This is a genomic window from Flammeovirgaceae bacterium (assembly GCA_015180985.1).
In the GTDB taxonomy this organism is placed as follows: domain Bacteria; phylum Bacteroidota; class Bacteroidia; order Cytophagales; family Cyclobacteriaceae; genus UBA2336.
Map to the genome: position 1 here is coordinate 1,945,143 of CP054185.1, position 18,879 is coordinate 1,964,021.

An 18,879-nucleotide genomic window follows, 5' to 3' on the forward strand; every position below is an offset into this window, starting at 1 on the left:
CCTTGCCTGTGTAACCTACTTTATGGTCGTTTTGTTAAACGAGAGCAGCGGTACGGTGGTATGAAAGGCCTGTTTGCGGGTTACCCCCTTACCAAAGAATTTTTCGTAGGCGCTAAGCTTATGGGTGAACATGGCCAGTAATTGCGGCTTTTGTTTGGCTACGAAAGCATCCACTCCGGCAGTAATGGTTTCGTTTTTAGCGAAGTTGAACGTGAGTTTCTTATACTTGCTTACCTTGATCAGGTTTTTGGTGAATTTATCCGGATCGAATTTTTTATCGGGTGTGGCTAGCGTTACATGAACAACATTTACCGTGGCTTTAAACAAAGCGGCAAACATGGTTATGGTTTTTATTTCTTCATCCAGGTTAACCATGTCGGTGGCATACACAATTTTTTTAATGGGTTTAAATGCGGCATCGGCCGGAACGGCAATTACCGGCACCAGGCTGGTGTTTATCATGGATGCGGCATTGCTGCCCAGCAATACTTTTTTCAGGCCGGTTGCCCCGTGGGTACCCATTATTACCAGGTCCACATCGTTTTCTTCCACAAAGCGGTTAACCACTTTGGCAAAGTCGTAACCCAGGCGGTATTCAAAGGTTATCTCGGTTTTTTCGCCTGCTTTTTTCTTTACTTCTTTCAGCAAGGCTTCTCCGTCTTCTTTGGCAATTTTAACCATTTCCTCCTCCAGCCGTTTCCATTTCAGCAGGGTTTCGCCTGAGGTGTTGGTTTGCACCACATTCAGCAAAATAATTCGGGCTTTGATTTTTCTGGCCAGTTCGATGGCGTAGGTAACAGCCTTTTTCGATGCTTTTGAAAAATCGGTAGGGACCAGCAGCGTCATCATATCAGGTGGTGTTTAAGGTATGCTAAAGTCGCTAAATGAGTTAGTAAAATAGATGATTGGGATCAAAATCAAAAGTGACTTTTGTCAAACGGGCAACTGATAATCAACTTATAACCTGTTTTTAATGCTTAAGCCCAATGTGCTTAGCAATACAAGCACTACCAGCCACGATGAGGCCTGCGTAACCGGGTTGCCTATGGCGTAGGATTTCGGACTGAATCGGAACTCGATGGTGTGGTTGCCGGCAGGAACCTCCAATGCGCGCAGCACATAGTTGGCTCGCATGATGGGTGTTTCTTTTCCGTCAACGGTGGCAGTCCATCCTGGCAGGTAATGGATTTCAGAAAATACAGCGAGACCGTTGGCCGGATTACGGGTTTCGTACTTCAGGTAGTTGGGTTTGCGGGTTACCAGCCGGATGGTTGCAGTACTATCAACCACAAACCTTGAATCCTGAACTTTGAACCTGGAACCATCAATCACAACCTGACTTTTTGTATCGATTTCACCGGTAGTTTTCAGTTCCTCGTTAGCCGAATTTACAACCTGCACTTCGCGTACAAACCAGGCGCTGCCGTTGGCCTGGCGGTTCGGGATAACGTTGGCCCGGTTCTGCCCATAGAAAACATAGCGGGTATTAAGCATATTGATGACCGGCAGATTGTTAAAGTCAGGGTCGCCTTCCTGTGCCGACTCAATGAGGCGGTTTATTTCAGGGTAGATGCAGGAATCGTACAGGTCCTGATAGCGTTTCAGTTTGGCGCCATGGTATCCTCCTATGGAATTGTGGTAGTAGGAGGTAAGCGCATCGGCCATGGGATTATTCAGATTAAGCACCCGGTAATAGTCTTTGTCGTTCAACACCTGCTGATCGGCCGCGCTCATTTCAATTACGTTTCTGCGTTTGCTCAGGTAATTGTCTTTGGTAAAGTACCTGCGGTCAACCACGGCCAGGTCAACTGTAATAAAAAAAATCAGCAACGCATAAAAGCCGGCCGGTGTTTTTTTGCGCAGGTCAAAATAAATCATCACAAAGGCTGCAACAATAAAGGACAGCGACCGGAAGGCATCGCTGCGCAATAGGCTGCGCCTGTCGCTTCGCAAGGCTTCGGTAAACCAGGCCGGCAGGCCCGATTCGCTTTCGTTCAGGTAACTGAACATGCCCGAGGCGAGCAGCACCAGCAGGCACAATCCTCCGCTTGCTGCCAGGGCAATCACTAATTTCTTTTTGGTTTCTTTCGTTATGCCCAGTTCAAATAATTTCTCCAGCCCCAGCATGCCGAGCAGGGGCATGGCGAACAGAATGATCAGCAATGCAAAAGTTACCGAGCGGAATTTGTTGTACCCGGGAAAATAATCAAACACCAGGTAGTTGAATGCGGCAAAATTATTTCCCCAACTGAGCACCACTGCCAGCAGGCTTAACGGTAAAAGCCACCATACAAACTTTTTTTCGGCAAACACAATGCCGATGACGAACAGAAAAAAGATGATGGTCCCGCCATAATACGGTGCGGTGTTCGACTGAGGCCCCCAGTAGGCACGGGTAAATGGTGCCAGTTGATTGGCTATACGCTGGTCGCCTGACTCAACCAACGCTTTATAAACATTGCTCTCCGGATTTTGCACCAGGTAGTTGGATGAGCTGCCGCCATAAAAGCCGGGAATAACCAACACCAATGGTTCAAGTATTCCATTACTGTATTCAAAGGCATATTCTTTCCGCAAGCCGTCAGCCGGTTTTTCGGTTGCCGATGTCACCAGTTCCGATTTTCCGCGGATGGAATACGGACTGTATTCGCTGATGCTCCACAGCGGTCCGAAAAAACTGCCGGCAGCCAGCAAGGCTGCCGGAATTAAAAGCAAAATGGTTTTAGCAAAATCGGGAAGCTGCTTTTCGCGGATGGCCGTTATCAATCGAACCAATCCATATCCTAAAACAATCAGCAGCAGGTAGTAGGTAATCTGCAGGTGATTTTCGCGCAGGTGAAGCGCCAAACCCGCTGTGGTTAAGCCAAAGCCCAGCATTTTACGGTTGCTAAACGCCAGGTGAATACCCCCAACCACCAACGGCATAAAGGCAATGGCCCCGATGCGTGCATTATGCCCGGCCGCAAGCCCGATGATCATGTAACTGGACAGGCCAAAAGCCAGGGCACCGGCAATGGCCAGGTAAGGCCTAATCCGGAAGCACAGTAACATGATATAATAGGAGAGGAATGCAAGGAAGATGTTATTTACCGGGTGAGGCAAGCCGATGCCGGCAATTGATTTCATATAGCGTATGGCCTGGTTACCCCACTCCACATTAACCAGGTAGGCGGGCATACCGCTGAACATATTGGGCACCCACAGTCCTTCTTCACCGGTTTGGTTTCGGAAATCGCGCAAGGCTTTTGCCGCGCCTATGGATTGCACAATATCGTGCTGGTTGAGGGTTTTGTTTTCGAAAAATACCGGGCTGAAGAAGAAAACAGTAACAAGTAAAAAGACGATCACAGCCAGCAGGTGCGGTGCGATGTGTTGCGAGAAGGTAATGTTTTTCATGCGTGCAGCGAATGAGCGCAAAATAGGAAATAATAATGATGATGATTAGCGCTTGCCGGCTCACTCGGCCCGCCCAACATACACCCGGGCAAGATTTTTCAGGTAGCGCCTGCCGGTGCGTACATCGGCAGGCACCAGGATGGAGATACCCTCATCAAGTTGAGTAACCGGTTTACCATCTTTTTCAACAATAAAATAAGCCTGGTCGCCAAGCGGGCTGTTGAATAATTCATTCCACGAGAAAACAACTTTATAGTTATCGTTGGCGGTGAATACAAAATAATATTCACTGTACTCCTTTGGATTCCCGGCATCCGGTTGCACTTTTTCCAGAACATCTTTAATCCGAACACCACGCGCTGTTTTAATGGTACTTCGTTTTTCACCCAGGTGGTTGGTGATGGTAAGGTTAGTTATTTCATATGAAGTATACGGAGCCAACTGCTGGTTTTTAATTACAAGCTCCGGATTTTTCATCCGGCCGGTAACCACAAATTCGGTAGTAGGTTTTAGCGATTGCTGGGCAAGGGCGGTTCCAAATAATGTCAGTAAAATCAATACAGTAACCAGTCTGTTCATATCAATTATCCTCCTATTGTTGCCATGGATTCGTGCACAGGCGTATTGCCTGCCCGTTTCAGTTCAGCCTCAAACCCGTCTTTTGGCCGGTGGGCAAATGCGTTTAATAATAGTGTTTTAATTTCTTCATTGGTATGGCCCTTGCGCATCAGGTCTCGAATGTTAAGTACACCATCATCGTACAAACAGGTTTTCAGAATGCCCTGCGCTGTAACGCGAATGCGGTTACAGGTACCACAAAAGGTCCGGCTAAAGGCCGCGATGATGCCGATATCGCCCAGGTAACCGGGTACTTTATAGTTTGAACTGGTTGAATTTTCGGGATCCGTTAGTTTGTATATAGCCGGATATCCATCTTTTATGTAGTTAAAAATTTCTTTGTGCGTCCAACGCAGTACCGGGTAATGAGCGCCTTCGCCATTAAAGGGCATCTCTTCAATAAACCGGACAGACATGTTGTGCTGTTTTGTTAGCTCAACCAGCGGGTAGATGTCATCAATGTTTTTTCCTTCCATGACTACGGCATTCACCTTAACGGGTATCTGGCAGTCGAGGAGCAGGTGCAATGTTTTCATAACCGCATCAAACTCATCACGGAAGGTTATTTTTTTGAATCGAGCCTTGTCCAGTGTATCGAGGCTGAGGTTTACCGAAGCAATCTCCAGTTCTTTTAACTCCTTTATGTATGGCGCAGTAAGTACCCCGTTGGTGGTGAGGTGCAGGTTGGTGATGCCGGGTACTTCTCTGATTTTTCGGATGAGGTTCATCAAATCGGTACGAACAAAGGGTTCGCCCCCGGTTAAACGCACTTTGCTGATGCCCATACCGGCCAGCAGGGTTACCAGTCGTTCAATTTCTTCAAAGCTCAGTAAGTCTTTTTTGGGTAAATAGTTTATGCCCTCTTCGGGCATGCAGTAAAAGCACCGCAGGTTGCACCGGTCGGTTACTGAAAGCCGCAGGTAAGTCAGTGGCCGGTTGTGGTTATCGTATAATTGTGGAGATTTCACCCCGAATCGTTCAGACGCCCTTATCAAACTGAATCCCTAAATTTACGTGTTTTCACGGTAATTAATCGGTTATGAAATGTACGGTAAAGGCTTTTGGAGTTACGCGCGATATACTGGGGCAGCGAGAAATGATGGTGGAAGTAAATGAAGGGTGCACTGTAGGAGAGCTAAAAGCAATGCTTTTTAATCAATTTCCGCGGTTACATGGTTTGCGGTCGTTATTCATTGCAGTTAACAGCGAATATGCAGAGGATGCCCGCCTGTTGGCCGCTGGAGACGAAATTGCCCTGATACCCCCGGTAAGCGGAGGGTAGAAAAAAGGTTGGTAGCAGGCATTGAAATCCGGTTGTGATTATTTACTTTCAAGCAGCCTTCCCGTTCCGCACATGACAATTATTCACCAACCTGTAGATAATGATTAAAATCACCGAAAAGCCCATTGACATTCAGAAGGTAATTGATGCCACCTCGAGCCTGGGAGCCGGGGCCGTGAATGTCTTCATCGGAACTGTTCGAAACACCGCCCACGGTAAAAATGTGGTGTGGTTGGAGTATGAGTGCTACGAGTCCATGGCTGTAGCCGAAATCCGCAAAATAATGGATGAAGCTTCGCACCGCTGGCCTTTACTGGGTGCGGCCGTTAGCCACCGTGTTGGTACGCTTAAGCCGGGCGAAGTGTCAGTAGCTATTGCCGTGTCGGCCCCACACCGAAAGGATTCATTCGAGGCATGCCAGTTTATTATAGACACTTTAAAAGTTAAGGTGCCCATCTGGAAGAAGGAAATCTTCGAGGATGGCGAAGAATGGATCTCCGCCCAGCCCAACATGGAGCGATCCTACAACTGATTAACCAGTATGATGGCGGCTGTTACAAGGGTAACAGCCAATACAAAACTACCGATGGCCAACACTACCAGGTCGCGGCTGATGGGGTTGATGTAGGGCTTTGAGAGTGTTTTCATAAACCAACTATTTTTTTAGACAACGCTAAGGTACCGATTACCTTGGCGTTTTTTTTGATTGTGTAAGAAATTCAAATTTTACCTTAATCAGCAAACCACATTTTTGGTTGATTGTTAAGCAGATAGAAAAAAAAATATTTTACCACTTCGCTTAAGAAGGCATATGATCTTAGCAATTAGTTATTTACACCGATTTGGTTAAGAAGCGAGTTAGTATAAGCACAACTTTTGAGCTAATCAGGCTGTTACCCGTTGGTATTCTTTTGTTGTAAGGTTTTTCTGAATTCTTCCAGCTCTTCAGGCGTATTGATATTAATCAGGTACTTAGGATGCGGTACGGTAAGCAGCGTTGCCTGATTGTTACGGATGAATTCCCTGGGGCTGTTTCCACCGGTGTTACAAAATTCTTTTAATGGTGTCAATGCACCGGGCTCCCAGATGGCAAGCAGGGGTTCAGGTTGGAGACCGGTTGAATCAAGAAAACAGGTAACGATTTTTTCAGCGCTCCTCCCGGCAACCAGTAAATCAAGCAGGGGCTTGTCAATATAAGGCATATCCACCGGCACGGTTAACCAGGCTGCTTCGGGTTGGTGATAAAATGCAGTTAGGATGCCGTTCAGCGGACCCTCGAAGCTGAACCGATCGGGTAGTGCCGACAGCGTTGTACCTGCAGGTGGCTTATGGGCTGAAAGAAAGACTTGCCGGCAAAAAGGTAGTAAGAGTTCAGCCAGGTATTGGCGTTGTGGTTTATCGTAATAGTAAACTTCGCTTTTGTCAAATCCCATGCGCGAACTCTGTCCGCCTGCCAGTATCAATCCGTTTAACCGGGCGCTAATCATGAAATTCTTTTCCGCAATGCGGGCAAGTGTGTTTTTTTGACCGCGGGGTATGGAGAAGTTCAAAAAATCCTGACGACAGGATACCGGCCGGCAAAGCAAGAAAGGCCACTCCCGCTATGGCGAAGAGCCCGCCCAGCACTTTGCCCAGTGGGGTAATGGGTACCACATCGCCATAGCCAACTGTGGTAAGCGTGGCCATGCCCCACCACATGGCTTCGGGTATGGAGCCGAACTTATCGGGCTGGGCTTCCCGTTCGGCCAGGTGCATAAAAAAGGAAATGATAACTAAGATAAAAATGATAAAGATGAAACTTAACACCAACTGTTCTTTCCGTTCGGCAATAACCCGTTTAAAGATATTCATGGCCTGCATGTAACGGGTAATCTTAAACATGCGGAATAGCGCCATAAGGCGGAAGATCCTTAGAAAGCGCAGGTCCAGTGGAAGGAAGGTCAGGTAAAATGGTAAAAAGGCCAGCAGATCAACAATGGCCATCGTTGTTCGCGCATAACGAAGCCTTCCGTAAAGGGGGTGTGAGAATTTTGGGTTTTCTACAATGGCATATAGCCGGGCAATGTATTCTAACGTGAAAAATGCAACGGAGAAAATTTCAAAATCGGTAAATAGCTCGCTGTATTGTTTTTCAAGTGAAGGCACCGATGCGGCAACGACTGCCACGATGTTCAGCAAAATGATGAGGATAAGCAGGTATTCAAAAATCCGTTCGGGCAGGCCACCCTTTTCGTTCGGGTCAAGGGTCAGGTACAGTCGTTTGCGAAAGGTTTTCATGGGTTGCGTGTAAAATCTTTTTTACCACCAGTTTTTTCCATCAGTTTTATTTCTTTAATCATAATGTCGTGCGACAAGGCCTTACACATATCATAAACCGTTAAGGCAGCCACAGTAACTGCTGATAAGGCCTCCATTTCAACCCCGGTTTTACCCGAAACAGAAACAGTGCTGTCGATTACTATGGCATTGCGGGTGGTGGTTATCCGGATTACGCAATCTTCCAGGCCAATGGGGTGGGCCAGGGGTATCAGGTCGGCCGTTTTTTTGGCGCCCATGGTGCCGGCCAGGATGGCGGTTTGGAAGACCGGGCCTTTTTTGGTTACCAGTTCCTGCTGTTTAATCAGTTTTAAAATAGCAGCACCCACTTCAACAATGGCCTGTGCGCGCGCGGTACGTTTGGTGACGGGTTTGCCGGAGACATCCACCATTTGCGGATTGCCCGACTTATCGGTGTGGGTTAATTGTTTAACTTTCATGCACCCGTTAACTCAAAGGTAGCAATTTATTCATGGTAAGCGTACACGAAGCCTTTCAGATAATTCAATCCGTGCGTTGTCCCGTTGGTATTGAAACACTATCCCTTACCGATTCGGTTGGGCGTGTACTGGCCGAAACCGTTGTTGCCGACCGCGACTTCCCCCCGTTCAATCGGGTAGCAATGGATGGTATTGCGGTCAGTTCAAAATCATTTGAGGCGGGCCAGCGGGAATATGAAATTGAATCCGTTCAGGCTGCCGGTCAGCCGGGTAATAAACTTCAGGATTTGCAAAAGTGCGTTGAGGTGATGACGGGCGCCATATTGCCGGAGGGCACCGATGTGGTTATCCGGTATGAAGATATTGAGTTGAAAGGCAACCATGCCCTGGTGAAAATTTCAGAAGTAAAGAAAGGAATGAACATTCATCCGCAGGCGCAGGATGCGAAAGCGGGCGAAGTGCTGCTCAGGCCTGGCCAGCGTATTTCACCGGCTGACGTGGCGCTGCTGGCCGCGGTGGGTAAACCAACCGTGCAGGTCAAGGCGTTTCCGCGAACTGCCATCATTTCATCGGGCGATGAGCTGGTTGAATTGAATGTTGCGCCTGCCCGGCATCAACAGAGGCGTTCCAATGTGTATGCTTTGCATGCCGCCATGAAAGAGGCCGGTTGGCGTGGTGAACTTTTTCACCTGAACGACAGCCGGAGTGAAATTGAAATTATCTTAGCTGACCTGTTAAAGCGATTTGATATACTGATTTTATCGGGAGGTGTGTCAAAGGGTAAATTTGATTTTATACCGCAGGCACTTGCAGCACTTGGTGTTGAAAAAAAAATTCATCAGGTTAGTCAGCGCCCGGGTAAGCCGTTTTGGTTTGGCAATCGCAGCGATGGCAAAGTGGTGTTTGCCTTGCCGGGTAACCCGGTTTCAACTTACGTATGCTTTTACCGGTATATCCTTCCGTGGATGATGCAGCAGATGGGTGTTGTGTTAAAACCCGAGCAGGCCATACTTGCCGAAGACGTTATGTTTACACCCCCGCTAACCTACTTTCTTCAGGTTAGTACTTTTTTTAAAGAAGGAAAGCGGATGGCCCGGCCTGTGCCCGGTGGAGGCTCCGGAGACTTTGTAAACCTGAAAGACGTTGACGGATTTATGGAGTTGCCGGCCGGTAAATCTGAATTTAAAACGGGTGAATACTTTCCGTATATTGGTTTCAGAGCATAAGCTACCTTAGGCTGTCAAAGACTTTGTTAATGGTTTCTTTGTCATTAGCCATTACCAGCAACTTATCGTTTGCGTTTAAAACGGTTGAACCGCCCGGCCTTATAAATTTCCCGTTGCGGTTTATCATAACAATAGTGGCTCCCTTGGGAAAGTTCAGTTGTACAATAGATTTTCCGGCTGATTTATTTTCAGCCTGTATGTCCACCTCAAACAACTCCGACTTAAAGTCATCAATCAATTCCATTTCCAACAACGATTTTTTCCGGACTTTTTCCGGAACAGTCAAATGAAGCCATTTAGCAACAAGCGTTAATGTTGTTCCTTGAAGCAGTACCGATGTTACCGTGATAAAAAAAACAATATGAAAAATGGTACCGGCACTCTCAACCCCGGCAAGTAAAGGGTACGTAGCAAATACAATAGGTACGGCTCCCCGTAAACCAACCCACGAAATAAATAATTTATCACGAAAAGGAATTCTAAATGCGGCAAGGCTGATAAATACTCCGATGGGCCGGGCAACAAACATTAAGACGGCTGCTATTAAAATGCCGATACCTAAAATAGGGAGTATCTGACTCGGAAATACAAGAAGCCCCAGCGTAAGAAACATAATGATTTGCATAAGCCATGCTATTCCATCGTAAAACTGAATTAATGTTTTTTTATGGATGAGTTGGGCGTTACCAACCAGCAGGCCGCTGATGTAAATTGCCAGAAAGCCGTTTCCACCAACAAAGTCGGTAATTGAAAACGTGAAAAGTACCAAGGCAGTAACCAACACCGGATAAAGCCCATCAACATCAAGGCTGATCTTATTTACAATCAGTACTATACCTTTTCCAAGCAGGAAGCCTAAACCGGCACCAATTAGCATTTGTTGAAGAAACAGCAACAGCAAGTCCAGTACGGTTTGTTCAGTGTTGCCGTAGAACGACAGTAAACTAATGGTAAGCACGTAGGCCATCGGATCGTTGCTACCGCTTTCCAGTTCAAGCATGGGGCGTAGGTTTCGCTTTAAGCCAACACTTCGCCCTCGCAAAATGGAGAATACGGCCGCGGCATCGGTTGAAGAAACTATCGATCCTAACAGGAAACTCTCAAGCAACGGAATATCGGCCAGCCAATAAGCGCACAACCCAACAACAGTGGCAGTAAGCAACACGCCAATGGTAGAAAGAAGTATGCCCTGCTTAAGCACGGGTTGTACACTTTCATACTTGGTGTCAATGGCACCCGAAAAGAGAATGAAATTTAGTGCAATGACTCCAATAAACTGAGTGAGTTTGGGATCATTAAAATAAATTCCGCCAGGGCCATCTGAACCGGCCAGCATACCCAATAAAAGGAACATGATCAGTGCGGGAACACCAACCCGGTACGAAGTTTTACTGGCAATTATGCTCAGAAAGAGCAGGATTGATCCCAGTAGCAAAATATTTTCCGAGGTGAGTGTCATTAATCAACTAGTATACGCATTTTATATGGAAACATTGCCGCTGTAATTCGTTTTGGGTTAATTTTGCATTCTTATTTGAAAATCGAAGGTACGCATGTTCGATAGCTTAAGTCAAAAACTCGAAAAAGCATTCCAAACCCTTAAGGGGCAAGGCCGCATTACCGAAATTAACGTTGCCTCCACCATTAAAGAAATCCGCAAGGCCCTCATTGATGCGGACGTGAACTACAAAGTAGCCAAGGAGGTAACCGATGAAATCAAGCAAAAAGCCCTGGGCCAAAATGTGCTCACGGCTATTTCGCCAAGCCAGTTGCTCATTAAAATAACCAACGATGAGTTGACTGCCTTGATGGGAGGTACAGGCGAAGAGATTACCATTGCCGGCAACCCGGCCGTTATTCTTATCGCGGGTTTGCAGGGTTCGGGTAAAACAACTTTTTCAGGTAAACTGGCCAACTACCTGAAAAAGCAGGGCCGGCAGGTATTGCTTGCGGCCTGCGACATTTACCGGCCGGCAGCCATTGATCAGCTTAAAGTGCTTGGCCAGCAGATTGGTGTTGATGTGTATGCCGAACCCGAAAACAAAGATGCCGTAAAAATTGCCAACGCGGCTATTGAATATGCCAGAAAGAATAACTACCGTATTGTTATCGTAGATACAGCCGGCCGCCTGGCGGTGGATGAGGAAATGATGAATGAGATTACCCGGCTGAAGGAAGCGCTCCATCCTTCCGAAACGTTGTTCGTGGTGGATTCGATGACCGGCCAGGACGCGGTGAACACTGCAAAAGCATTTAACGACCGGCTGAATTTTGATGGCGTAGTACTTACCAAACTCGATGGCGATGCCCGTGGCGGTGCGGCCCTCTCCATCCGCAAGGTGGTTGAAAAGCCCATCAAGTTTATCAGCACCGGTGAGAAAATGGATGCCCTCGACCGGTTCTACCCCGACCGGATGGCCAGCCGCATCCTCGGCATGGGCGATGTGGTGTCGCTGGTAGAAAAAGCACAACAGACTTTTGATGAAGAAGAAGCCAGAAGGCTGAATAAAAAATTACGCAAGAACCAGTTCGACTTCAACGATTTCCTCAGTCAGCTTGAGCAGATTAAGAAAATGGGCAACATGAAGGACCTGCTGGGCATGATACCGGGCGTTGGTAAGGCGTTGAAAGGGGTGGATGTTGATGATAACTCTTTTAAGCCTGTGGAGGCCATTATCCGTTCCATGACCAATGAGGAGCGTGAGAACCCCGACATCATTAACGGCAGCCGGAAGAACCGCATCGCAAAAGGCAGCGGTACTTCGGTGCAGCAGGTTAACCAGTTGCTGAAACAATTTGGCGATATGCGTAAGATGATGAAAACCATGAATAAAATGGGCGGTGGGGCCAAAGCATTATCGGCATTAAACCCGTTTGGCCGGTAAAAAAACGTATGCAAACCCAAAACCTATTTTCCTTATTAAACGTTATCCCCTTAGTTTACAGGATAATTTAAATTCGTTTCAAAATGCCCCTGCCTCAGGGGCATTTTACATGAGTAACCAAAACCAGTTATATGAAAAGAATAATATTATTTACCGCTTTTGTTGCTGCGCTAACCTTCGTTGCCGCTGCACAGGATAAATCAAAACGACCAAGCCCTCCGGCTGTAGCCGAAGGAACCATTGATGGGGTAAAAGTTAAAGTGGATTACAGCCAGCCCGGTGCAAAAGGCCGCAAGGTGATGGGTGGCCTGGTGCCCTACGGTGAAGTATGGCGTACTGGCGCCAACGAGGCAACCGTTATTGAATTTGATAAGAATGTAAAAATCGAAGGGCAGGCATTGGCGGCCGGTAAGTATACCCTGTTTACAATCCCCGGAGAAAATGAGTGGACCATTATTTTTAACAAAAAGACAGGTCAGTGGGGTGCTTATGACTATGCCAAAAATAAAGATCAGGATGCCCTCCAGGTAAAAGTTAAATCCGGTAAGACCAACTTTACCGAACTGTTTACTATCAGTGTGGACAAAGATGTTGTTACCCTGAAATGGGAAAATACGGCCGTGTCCTTTAAGGTGAGCAAAGGCTGAGTTAAGCCTGATACCATAAAAAGCCTTGTCTGATTTATTCAGGCAGGGCTTTTTTGTTTTTGGATAATATTATTTTGTGCATCTTCGGTTAAGGAATAAAGTCATGGAAACCCTCGGCCGTTACGACCGCGTTGACCTGCCCGACCTGGGGCTGTATAACATTCATGCAAAAATTGATACCGGAGCCTTTACCAGCAGCCTGCATTGCTCGCGGGCCGAAGTGGTTAACGGACAGCTTGAATTTGTTTTGCTGGATGAGGAACACCCCGAGTTTACCGGGATGAAATTTGTTTCCGGAAACTTCGACCAGCGCGATATAAAAAACTCGTTTGGTGAAGTAGAGCGCAGGTTTCTGGTCACTACCACCATTGTTATTTTTAATGAGCCGATAACTTCAGAATTTTCGCTGAGCGACCGTGGATCGCTTAAATTTCCCATTCTGCTGGGGCGTAAAATTTTACGCGACCGGTACCTGATTGATGTGAAGAAAAAAAATCTATCTTACAAAAGAAAACTGGCCGAGAAAAAGGCTGCCCGCCAGGCAAACCGGACAATCCGCTAAAACAACTGCTGCAACCTGTATGAACATTGCCATCCTGTCGCGCGACCCCAAGCTATACTCTACAAAACGACTGAAAGAAGCAGGCGAAAAACGCGGGCACAATGTGGAGATCATCGACCACATGAAATGCGTGCTGTTTATTGAAAAGAAAAACCCGATGGTGCTGTACCAGGGCCGGAGGCTGGATTATTTTGATGCGGTTATTCCACGGATAGGCGCATCGGTAACCTTTTATGGCGCTGCCGTGGTGCGCCAGTTCGAAATGATGAAGGTATTTACAGCCATCGAATCGCAGGCGCTGATTCGCTCGCGCGATAAACTGCGCAGCTTGCAGATACTTTCGCGTGCCGGCCTGGGGTTGCCCAAAACCATTTTCATGGATTACTCGCGCGACACGGAAGGCATTGTTGAGTCGGTGGGTGGCGCACCGGTCGTTATTAAACTGCTGGAAGGAACCCAGGGCCTGGGTGTTGTGCTTGCCGAAAATAAAAAAGCAGCCCAATCGGTAATCGAAGCATTTCATGGTGTGCACGCCCGCATTATTGTGCAGGAGTTTATCAAGGAAGCGAAAGGTGCTGATGTACGCGCTTTTGTAGTGGATGGTGAAGTGGTAGGCGCCATGAAACGGCAGGCCCGGCCCGGAGAATTCCGATCGAACCTGCATCGTGGAGGAACCGCTTCACTGGTCAAGTTAAGCCGTGCAGAACGATCAACAGCTGTTACCGCAGCCAAAAAACTGGGGTTATCCGTTGCCGGTGTGGACATGCTGCCGTCAAACCGTGGGCCGCTGATTATTGAAGTCAATTCTTCGCCCGGCCTTGAAGGCATTGAAGGCGCTACCAAAGTGGATATAGCCGGAAAAATTATTCAGTACCTTGAAAAGAATGCCGCCAAAAAGAAGATTCAGAAAGATAAAGTAAATGCATAGTTTACCATACACAATTCAATTGAAACAACCTTGCGCATAGTTAAGATAGCCAACCACGAAATAAAGCCCGGAGAATTTAAAGAGATCGATATTAACATCGCCCGGCTTCCATCGCATACCCAGATTGATACTCCCATTTACGTCTCGCGCGGGCTGGAGGATGGCCCTGTACTGGCTCTGATGGCCGGCATGCATGGCGATGAAATCAACGGCCTGGAGATTGTGCGCAGAATACTCGACAGCGAGCTGCACCGCCCTAAGCGCGGTACAGTGGTTTGTATGCCGATTGTAAACGTATATGGATTTTTAAACTTTTCGCGCGATGTACCCGATGGCAAGGATGTAAACCGCTCATTTCCCGGAAGCAAAAACGGCTCGCTGGCCAGCCGGGTGGCTTATCATCTCACGCACGACATTATCCCCTTCATCGACTACGGGGTTGATTTTCATACCGGGGGCGCCATGCGTACCAACTACCCGCAGGTGCGTGCCGTGCTGGCCAACGAAAAAAATGTTGAGCTGGCCAATGCCTTTTGCGCTCCGTTTACACTCGATGCGCCCTTCCGCCCAAACTCCCTGCGGAAAGAGGCTTCAAAGAAAGGAAAGAATATCATTGTGTATGAGGGTGGCGAATCACTGCGGTTCGACCAACAGGCCATTGAAGAAGGTATTGCCGGCACGCTGCGGCTGATGAAACATTTAAAGATGATTGACTGGGCCCCTGAACCGAAGGAAGAGAACCGCGTGATCTGGAGTACCTCATGGATACGCGCTAAATATGCCGGCCTGTTCCAGAGCACTATTCAATGTGGGCAGTTGGTTCATAAGGGTGAATGGATTGGCACCATTACCGATCCCTTCGGTGAGTTCAAACAAAAAGTGCTGGCTACCGCAACAGCCTATGTTATCGGTTTAAACAACAGTCCGGTTATCAATGCAGGCGATGCATTGGTACATTTAGGTATGGATAATGTTTGTAAAATTGGTAATCCATAATGATTTCGTCAATGTAATTTAACAGGAGGGTTCGTTTTAATGGCACTAGTTTACTTTTGACAAATGTATTTTTAATCTTTCAGAGTAATACCATCAGGAATATGACAAACGATAATAAACCACATTTCGTAGATAAAGTTTTACTACGGCAACCCATTGGTTCTGTACGCATGGTTATTGCGCTTTTTACAATTGGTGCTACAGTAACCAAGCTGCTCTATAACCGGTTTTTGCCTGAACTGACCGACTTTGACACGGTTCGATGGACTATCATTGTTTTGGGATGCGTGTTTTTTGCCACCACATACATTCGTATAAAGCGAGGTCTGATTGTTACCTACTTCTCATTTTTCCTTTACCTGGCAACCCTGTTATATGTAATGGCCTTTGTAGTCATAAACCGGTTTGATCCTCATGCAGTCATTATTCTGATACTTGTAACAGGCGCAAGTACAGTGGTAATGAATAGCTTGTTTTACTACGGCCTGCAGTGCACGCTTATTTTATTAATTACCCTGGTTACTTTTCTGTCGGGTGGATTCGATAGCGGTCAAATTATTTCCATGATTAATCTGACATTGGCAATGGTTGTATTCGGAATAGTGGTGTCAATCCGGTTGAAGCTCATTGAAAGTATTAAAGAATCGTATAACAATCTTGATAAACTTAATGTCATGTCAATTGTCGCGAATAAAGCGGGCGAGATTGTATTCGTTAGTCCTTCGGTACGGAAACTGTTGGGTTATGACCCTTCAGAACTGATTCAGGAAGGATGGTGGGAGGAAAATAATTTGCAAGAAGGCTGGATCAACCGCGACTACATAGTAAATTACCCTAACATTATGCCGAAAGAACTGGCCTCGGTAGAGACGGTTGTTCGAAGTAAAGATGGTAAAACCGTTTGGCTCAACTGGGCAAATTCCTTACTGCCCAATGGCAACTACGTAGGCGTTGCGCTTGATATTACCAGGTACAAGATGCAAGCGTAATATAGCAGGCAACGGATTTCCTTGGTTTATCAAGGCGATACACTTTAGTGTTTCGTTTATTACTGTAACTGCTACCGATATCATAGGCTGAGGTAATGCTTTGTCCTCCTTTGATTAGATCACTCACTCCTGAGTGCATTCACCGGATTTTCTAGCGCTGCTTTTACCGTTCTCGAACAAATTGTAATAAATGCAACTACACCAGCCAACAGCCCGGCAATAATAAATGAGCCAATCTCCAACGAAATGCGATAGGCAAAATCCTGCAGCCATTCGCGCATAAAGAAATACGATATAGGTACGGCCACCAGCCAGGCAAGCCCCACAAGCAACAAAAACTCTTTCGATACTAACTCCACGATGTTGTTTACTGAAGCCCCTAATACTTTGCGTACACCAATTTCTTTTGTACGGCTCTCAACCGAATAAGAAACCAGCGCGAACAAACCCATGCAGGCAATAAGTACAACAATGAATGAAAGAGTTAAGAAAATCTGCCCACGTTGGGTGTCGGCTTTGTAAATATCTTCAAAACGACTTTCGAGAAATGTATATTCCAATGGGTTGTCGGGGTCTATTTTGCTGTTGATTTCTTGTAATGTAGCCAACGTTTGCTCCCAGTTGTCGGTTTTAATGCGTAAGGTGTAATAGTCAATGCGTTGTATGGCGGTGTTGGGTGCGCCAAAAATTACAGGCATCATTTCTGCACGAAGCGACTCGAAATGAAAATCCTCTGCCACACCAATTACCTCCACGCGGAAGGGTTGTTCTAAGAGTTCCGCGCTACCGCCTTGCCGGGTAGAAGGTATTTCGAGTATTTGCCCGATGGGATTGGCAAGTCCAAGCTGCTGAACTGCCATTTGCGTAAGTACTACTTTTAATGAATCGGCTTTGGGGTCGTCAATGGTGCGACCTTCCAAAAGTTTGATATTGTACGTTTCTAAAAAATCTTTATCGATGCCCACAAAAATCATTTCACGCCCTTGTGTATTTGCCTCACTGTTTACGGTGGCAATGGGGAAACTTTTCCAGTCACCCGGCACGCGCGTAGAGGTGGTGATACGTTGCACTTCGGGAGGCCGACTAAACTCAGTCTTCACCATTTCAAAATTTCTGCGCAGCGCCTGGCTGTTAATATCCACCACGAGAAGATTCTCCCGATCAAAACCAAGGTCCTTCTTACGCATAAAGGTGAGTTGCTGTTGGATGATAAGCGTTGAAGCAATCATAATAATGGAGATGGTAAGTTGTGCCACTACCAGCATTTTGCGCACCGGTACAATGCGGTGGCCTATTTTTACTTCTTTTTTCAACGCATCAGCAGCCGATACCTTTGTTACCACAAAGGCCGGATATAAGGCTGACAAAACACCTGCCAGCAAGGTAACACCCACCGTTGCAAGCATCCACGCAAGGGGCATGGCGGCCAATGTCATTTCTTTATTCGTAAAACTGTTGATGTAGGGAAGCAATGCCTGAGCAACCCCCAGGGCCATCATCAATGAAAAAATGGAGAGTACCCATGCATCGGTTAAGAACTGCCATATCAACTGTTTTTTCTGCGCGCCTAATGATTTGCGCGTGCCCATTTCGCGTGTGCGTTTAAAGGCCGCAGCTGTGCTCAGGTTCATGTAGTTTAAACACGCTGTAAGCAGCAGCAACAACCCTACTACGCCAAACATGTAGAGGTAAAACGGTTTGATGCTGTTGGCATTCAGTTCATTGTCCTGTGCATTGTCGGTATAGAAATGTAAATCGGTGAGAGGCTGAAGTGAGAAGGTGCTTTTAAATTCTTTGTCTTTCGGATAATGCGATTTCACCAGTGCGGCCATCTTATCACTCAATGCTTTTGCATTGGTACCTGGTTTTAGCTTGAGGTAGGTTACGTACTCGTTGCTCTCCCAGTCGGTAGTAATGTATTCATTGTACCACCTGAACAAGGAAGGCCATGTATGCTCGGAGAATACAATCTCCAATTGAATATGGGAGTTGTGAGGCAGGTCTTTCATTACTCCGGTTACTGTAAGAGTTACCGGTTCGCCCTGACGCCTGAGTGCCGACCAGATTTGTTTGCCGAGGTAGGGCCCGCTGCCAAAATACTTTTTAGCCAGTGTTTCGGAAATCACAATGCCATCGGGCGTTTTCAACGCGGTGGCCGCATCACCTTCCACCAGCGGAAAATTGAAGAACTGAAAGTAATTATCGCTTACCGACCACGTGCGTTCATAACTGCGCGTGCCGGGTTCATTGCCAAGGGTTACACGGCCAAAAGCTGAAAGCCTGCAGGTTGCCTCAATTTCCTCAAACTGCGCATCGGCTTCCGTACCCAGCAAGGCCGATACCTGCGCAATGTTGCGCGTACTGCCATCATTCTGTTGCTGGTGTTCCATTATGCGAACAATATTATCCGCATCGGCATGAAACGTATCGAAGCTCAGCTCATCGTGCAGATAGAGTGAGATCAGAATGAAACACAAAAATCCGAGTGTAAGTCCTGCCACATTCACGATTGTAAACGTTCTGTTTTTTACCAGGTGGCGAAGGGCGATTTTGAGGTTGTTAAGCAACATCGGGTATGAAATTTACTCCCTATT

At 46.9% G+C, this 18,879-nt stretch carries 18 protein-coding genes; 9 read left to right on the forward strand and 9 right to left on the reverse strand.

Annotated features, from left to right (window positions below; all coding sequences use genetic code 11):
• Window positions 1–15: 15 nt before the first annotated feature.
• From HRU69_09145 to moaA, 4 genes are all read right to left on the reverse strand, one after another.
• A complete protein-coding gene (locus tag HRU69_09145; protein QOI97645.1) occupies window positions 16–849 on the reverse strand; it encodes a universal stress protein in 834 nt (277 codons plus the stop codon).
• A 108-nt stretch (window positions 850–957) separates the two neighbouring features.
• On the reverse strand, window positions 958–3,396 hold the full coding sequence (locus HRU69_09150; GenBank protein QOI97646.1) for a YfhO family protein: 2,439 nt from the start codon (window positions 3,394–3,396) through the stop codon (window positions 958–960).
• Window positions 3,397–3,456: 60 nt separating this feature from the next.
• Entirely contained in the window at window positions 3,457–3,975 is a 519-nt protein-coding gene (locus HRU69_09155) for a molybdopterin-binding protein (GenBank protein QOI97647.1), read from the reverse strand.
• A 5-nt stretch (window positions 3,976–3,980) separates the two neighbouring features.
• The gene (moaA, locus tag HRU69_09160; protein QOI97648.1) at window positions 3,981–4,982 is read right to left on the reverse strand and encodes a GTP 3',8-cyclase MoaA; all 1,002 of its coding nucleotides are present in this window, start codon (window positions 4,980–4,982) and stop codon (window positions 3,981–3,983) included.
• 71 nt (window positions 4,983–5,053) lie between these two features.
• Here moaA and HRU69_09165 point away from each other — a divergent pair, with 71 nt between their 5' ends.
• Together HRU69_09165 and HRU69_09170 are read left to right on the forward strand one after the other, a co-directional pair.
• Window positions 5,054–5,296 carry a MoaD/ThiS family protein gene (locus HRU69_09165; protein ID QOI97649.1) on the forward strand — a complete coding sequence of 81 codons (243 nt, stop codon included), beginning with the start codon at window positions 5,054–5,056 and terminating at the stop codon, window positions 5,294–5,296.
• Between the two features lie 100 nt (window positions 5,297–5,396).
• Window positions 5,397–5,828 carry a molybdenum cofactor biosynthesis protein MoaE gene (locus HRU69_09170; GenBank protein QOI97650.1) on the forward strand — a complete coding sequence of 144 codons (432 nt, stop codon included), beginning with the start codon at window positions 5,397–5,399 and terminating at the stop codon, window positions 5,826–5,828.
• Between the two features lie 361 nt (window positions 5,829–6,189).
• On the opposite strand, the gene HRU69_09175 is transcribed toward HRU69_09170, so the two are convergent.
• Genes HRU69_09175 through moaC form a run of 3 tightly spaced genes read right to left on the reverse strand, consistent with a single transcriptional unit; the run spans window position 6,190 to window position 8,052 of the window.
• Window positions 6,190–6,783, reverse strand: coding sequence for an NTP transferase domain-containing protein (locus HRU69_09175; protein ID QOI97651.1), 594 nt, complete (start codon window positions 6,781–6,783; stop codon window positions 6,190–6,192).
• Window positions 6,776–7,573 (reverse strand): ion transporter, encoded by a 798-nt coding sequence (locus tag HRU69_09180; GenBank protein ID QOI97652.1) that lies wholly within the window; start codon window positions 7,571–7,573, stop codon window positions 6,776–6,778. The genes HRU69_09175 and HRU69_09180 overlap by 8 nt, the downstream gene beginning before the upstream one ends.
• Window positions 7,570–8,052, reverse strand: a complete 483-nt coding sequence (gene moaC / locus HRU69_09185) for a cyclic pyranopterin monophosphate synthase MoaC (protein QOI97653.1) — start codon at window positions 8,050–8,052, stop codon at window positions 7,570–7,572. Before moaC ends, HRU69_09180 begins: the two co-directional genes overlap by 4 nt.
• A 32-nt stretch (window positions 8,053–8,084) precedes the next feature.
• Here moaC and HRU69_09190 point away from each other — a divergent pair, with 32 nt between their 5' ends.
• Entirely contained in the window at window positions 8,085–9,278 is a 1,194-nt protein-coding gene (locus tag HRU69_09190; GenBank protein ID QOI97654.1) for a molybdopterin molybdotransferase MoeA, read from the forward strand.
• A gap of 1 nt (window position 9,279) precedes the next feature.
• On the opposite strand, the gene HRU69_09195 is transcribed toward HRU69_09190, so the two are convergent.
• A complete protein-coding gene (locus HRU69_09195) occupies window positions 9,280–10,737 on the reverse strand; it encodes a potassium/proton antiporter (protein QOI97655.1) in 1,458 nt (485 codons plus the stop codon).
• A 94-nt stretch (window positions 10,738–10,831) separates the two neighbouring features.
• On the opposite strand from HRU69_09195, the gene ffh reads away from it, so the two are divergent.
• The 6 genes from ffh to HRU69_09225 all read left to right on the forward strand — a co-directional run bounded on the left by ffh (window position 10,832) and on the right by HRU69_09225 (window position 16,285).
• Window positions 10,832–12,163 carry a signal recognition particle protein gene (ffh, locus tag HRU69_09200; protein QOI97656.1) on the forward strand — a complete coding sequence of 444 codons (1,332 nt, stop codon included), beginning with the start codon at window positions 10,832–10,834 and terminating at the stop codon, window positions 12,161–12,163.
• Between the two features lie 131 nt (window positions 12,164–12,294).
• The gene (locus HRU69_09205; protein QOI97657.1) at window positions 12,295–12,810 is read left to right on the forward strand and encodes a DUF2911 domain-containing protein; all 516 of its coding nucleotides are present in this window, start codon (window positions 12,295–12,297) and stop codon (window positions 12,808–12,810) included.
• Between the two features lie 103 nt (window positions 12,811–12,913).
• The gene (locus HRU69_09210) at window positions 12,914–13,372 is read left to right on the forward strand and encodes an ATP-dependent zinc protease (protein ID QOI97658.1); all 459 of its coding nucleotides are present in this window, start codon (window positions 12,914–12,916) and stop codon (window positions 13,370–13,372) included.
• 19 nt (window positions 13,373–13,391) lie between these two features.
• Window positions 13,392–14,300 (forward strand): 30S ribosomal protein S6--L-glutamate ligase, encoded by a 909-nt coding sequence (gene rimK, locus HRU69_09215; GenBank protein ID QOI97659.1) that lies wholly within the window; start codon window positions 13,392–13,394, stop codon window positions 14,298–14,300.
• A gap of 30 nt (window positions 14,301–14,330) precedes the next feature.
• Window positions 14,331–15,296 (forward strand): succinylglutamate desuccinylase/aspartoacylase family protein, encoded by a 966-nt coding sequence (locus HRU69_09220; protein ID QOI97660.1) that lies wholly within the window; start codon window positions 14,331–14,333, stop codon window positions 15,294–15,296.
• Between the two features lie 101 nt (window positions 15,297–15,397).
• The gene (locus tag HRU69_09225) at window positions 15,398–16,285 is read left to right on the forward strand and encodes a PAS domain S-box protein (GenBank protein QOI97661.1); all 888 of its coding nucleotides are present in this window, start codon (window positions 15,398–15,400) and stop codon (window positions 16,283–16,285) included.
• Window positions 16,286–16,404: 119 nt separating this feature from the next.
• Here the strand turns inward: HRU69_09225 and HRU69_09230 are convergent, their stop codons facing one another.
• Window positions 16,405–18,855, reverse strand: a complete 2,451-nt coding sequence (locus HRU69_09230; protein ID QOI97662.1) for an ABC transporter permease — start codon at window positions 18,853–18,855, stop codon at window positions 16,405–16,407.
• Window positions 18,856–18,879 lie beyond the last annotated feature (24 nt).

What these genes read in the sequence shown, in the direction of transcription:
- HRU69_09225 (QOI97661.1), top strand. Translation starts at nt 15,398, where the DNA reads ATGACAAACGATAATAAACCACATTTCGTAGATAAAGTTTTACTACGG.
- HRU69_09145 (QOI97645.1), bottom strand. Translation starts at nt 849, where the DNA reads ATGATGACGCTGCTGGTCCCTACCGATTTTTCAAAAGCATCGAAAAAG.
- HRU69_09190 (QOI97654.1), top strand. Translation starts at nt 8,085, where the DNA reads ATGGTAAGCGTACACGAAGCCTTTCAGATAATTCAATCCGTGCGTTGT.
- ffh (QOI97656.1), top strand. Translation starts at nt 10,832, where the DNA reads ATGTTCGATAGCTTAAGTCAAAAACTCGAAAAAGCATTCCAAACCCTT.
- HRU69_09155 (QOI97647.1), bottom strand. Translation starts at nt 3,975, where the DNA reads ATGAACAGACTGGTTACTGTATTGATTTTACTGACATTATTTGGAACC.
- HRU69_09175 (QOI97651.1), bottom strand. Translation starts at nt 6,783, where the DNA reads ATGATTAGCGCCCGGTTAAACGGATTGATACTGGCAGGCGGACAGAGT.
- HRU69_09195 (QOI97655.1), bottom strand. Translation starts at nt 10,737, where the DNA reads ATGACACTCACCTCGGAAAATATTTTGCTACTGGGATCAATCCTGCTC.
- moaC (QOI97653.1), bottom strand. Translation starts at nt 8,052, where the DNA reads ATGAAAGTTAAACAATTAACCCACACCGATAAGTCGGGCAATCCGCAA.
- HRU69_09165 (QOI97649.1), top strand. Translation starts at nt 5,054, where the DNA reads ATGAAATGTACGGTAAAGGCTTTTGGAGTTACGCGCGATATACTGGGG.
- HRU69_09230 (QOI97662.1), bottom strand. Translation starts at nt 18,855, where the DNA reads ATGTTGCTTAACAACCTCAAAATCGCCCTTCGCCACCTGGTAAAAAAC.
- HRU69_09205 (QOI97657.1), top strand. Translation starts at nt 12,295, where the DNA reads ATGAAAAGAATAATATTATTTACCGCTTTTGTTGCTGCGCTAACCTTC.
- HRU69_09150 (QOI97646.1), bottom strand. Translation starts at nt 3,396, where the DNA reads ATGAAAAACATTACCTTCTCGCAACACATCGCACCGCACCTGCTGGCT.
- rimK (QOI97659.1), top strand. Translation starts at nt 13,392, where the DNA reads ATGAACATTGCCATCCTGTCGCGCGACCCCAAGCTATACTCTACAAAA.
- HRU69_09170 (QOI97650.1), top strand. Translation starts at nt 5,397, where the DNA reads ATGATTAAAATCACCGAAAAGCCCATTGACATTCAGAAGGTAATTGAT.
- HRU69_09210 (QOI97658.1), top strand. Translation starts at nt 12,914, where the DNA reads ATGGAAACCCTCGGCCGTTACGACCGCGTTGACCTGCCCGACCTGGGG.
- HRU69_09180 (QOI97652.1), bottom strand. Translation starts at nt 7,573, where the DNA reads ATGAAAACCTTTCGCAAACGACTGTACCTGACCCTTGACCCGAACGAA.